This window comes from Mycobacterium sp. TH-M15 (genome assembly GCF_057473705.1).
The window spans coordinates 1-2,273 of the sequence record NZ_JBYCLB010000417.1; the positions used below are offsets into that span (position 1 = coordinate 1).

Consider the following 2,273-nt stretch of genomic DNA (forward strand, 5'->3'; position numbering starts at 1 on the left):
GATGTCCGGGTACGGCGGCTGGTCCGCCGAGGCCGGCGCCGCCAGCACGATCGTTGCCAGCCCCGCCGCGGTTCCGGCCAGGCCGATCACTGCCCGCATGACTGCCCGCATCACGATCCCTTCGTCCGAACGGTCCGGCACCGGCGGTGACCGGTGCCGGCGGAACACTGCGTCACACAGTAGCGGGAAGCTCGGTGTTCTGGGCTCGGAACCTCGTGCCAGACTGGTGGGCGTGACCGCCGTACCGCATACCCGTCCCGCCTCCACCATGTCGACCCCGCTGGCCGAGGTCGACCCCGACATCGCCGAGCTGCTCGGCAAGGAGTTGGGACGCCAGCGCGACACGCTGGAGATGATCGCCTCGGAGAACTTCGTGCCCCGGGCGGTGCTGCAGGCCCAGGGCAGCGTGTTGACCAACAAGTACGCCGAGGGACTGCCCGGCCGGCGCTACTACGGCGGCTGCGAGCACGTCGACGTGGTGGAGAACATCGCCCGCGACCGCGCCAAGGAGCTGTTCGACGCCGAGTTCGCCAACGTCCAGCCGCACTCCGGCGCCCAGGCCAATGCCGCGGTGCTGCAGGCGCTGATGGAGCCCGGCGAGCGGCTGCTCGGCCTGGACCTGGCCAACGGCGGTCATCTCACCCACGGCATGCGGCTGAACTTCTCCGGCAAGCTCTACGAGAACGCCTTCTACGGCGTCGACCCGGTCACCCACCGGATCGACATGGACGCGGTGCGTGCGCAGGCGCTGGAATTCAGGCCGAAGGTGATCATCGCCGGCTGGTCGGCCTACCCACGGATTCTCGACTTCGCGGCGTTCCGTTCCATCGCCGACGAGGTGGACGCGAAGTTGTGGGTGGACATGGCGCACTTCGCCGGGCTGGTGGCCGCCGGCCTGCACCCGTCCCCGGTGCCGCATGCCCAGGTGGTCTCCACCACCGTGCACAAAACGCTGGGCGGCCCGCGCTCCGGGCTGATCGTCGGCAAGAAGGAGTACGCCAAGCAGATCAACTCGGCGGTCTTCCCCGGACAGCAGGGCGGGCCGCTGATGCACGTGATCGCCGCCAAGGCCGTCGCGCTCAAGATCGCTGGGACGCCGGAGTTCGCCGAGCGCCAGCAACGGGTGCTCTCCGGAGCGCGGATCATCGCCGAGCGGTTGCTGGCCGCCGACGTCGCCCAGGCCGGGGTGTCGGTGGTCTCCGGCGGCACCGACGTGCACCTGGTCCTGGTCGACCTGCGGAACTCGCCGCTGGACGGGCAGATGGCCGAGGATCTGCTGCACGAGGTCGGCATCACCGTCAACCGCAACGCGGTGCCGAACGACCCGCGGCCGCCGATGGTCACCTCGGGGCTACGGATCGGCACCCCGGCGCTGGCCGCCCGCGGCTTCGGTGACGTCGAGTTCACCGAGGTCGCCGACGTCGTCGCCGCCGCGCTGGCGGCCGGCTCGGCCGCCGACGTGCCGGCGCTGCGGGCCCGGGTGGCCCGGCTGGCCCAGGACTTCCCGCTCTACGACGGCCTGGAGGTCTGGAAACTGGTCTGACGGTGAGACGCGTGCCACCCGAGGGCCACCCGAGTTGACAGGAAAGTGTGAACTCGGGTTACAGTAACTTTCATGGCTGAGAAACCCGTCGCCAACGCACTGATCCTGGAGCTGGAACCGGTCGTTGCCGAGAACATGATCCGGCACCTGGATACCCAGGAACCGTGGTTCGCCCAGGACTACGTGCCGTTCGACCAGGGGGAGAACTTCGCCTTCCTCGGCGGCCGCGACTGGGCGGCGTCGGACGTCTCGCTGCCCCGCGCGATCACCGATGCGTGCGAGATCCTGCTGATCGTCAAGGACAGCCTGGCCGGCTACCACCGTGAACTCGTCGAGCACTTCATCCTGGAGGAGAAGTGGGGCCGCTGGCTGGGTCGGTGGACCGCCGAAGAGCATCTGCACGCGATCGCGCTGCGGGAATACCTGGTGGTCACCCGCGAGATCGACCCGACCGAGAACGAGCGGGTACGGCTCGAACACGTGATGAAGGGCTACCGCGCCGACCACTACGGCCAGATCGAGACGCTGGCGTTCATGGCGTTCTTCGAACGGGAGCACGCGGTGTTCTGCCGCAACCTCGCCGGGCAGACCGACGAGCCGGCGCTCAACGGGCTGATCGGCAAGATCGCCGCCGACGAGGAGCGGCACGAGGAGTTCTTCGCCAACCTCGTCGCGCACTGCTTGGACTGGCGCCACGACGAGACGGTCGCCGCGATCGCCGCCCGCGCCG

At 69.3% G+C, this 2,273-nt stretch carries 2 protein-coding genes; both read left to right on the forward strand.

What is annotated here, in order from left to right; all coding sequences use genetic code 11:
- Nucleotides 1-268 precede the first annotated feature (268 nt).
- A complete protein-coding gene (glyA, locus tag AC2VNT_RS10110; protein ID WP_486946726.1) occupies nucleotides 269-1,543 on the forward strand; it encodes a serine hydroxymethyltransferase in 1,275 nt (424 codons plus the stop codon).
- 72 nt (nucleotides 1,544-1,615) lie between these two features.
- A partial coding sequence (locus AC2VNT_RS10115; RefSeq protein ID WP_486946725.1) for an acyl-ACP desaturase occupies nucleotides 1,616-2,273 on the forward strand: 658 nt, incomplete at its 3' end.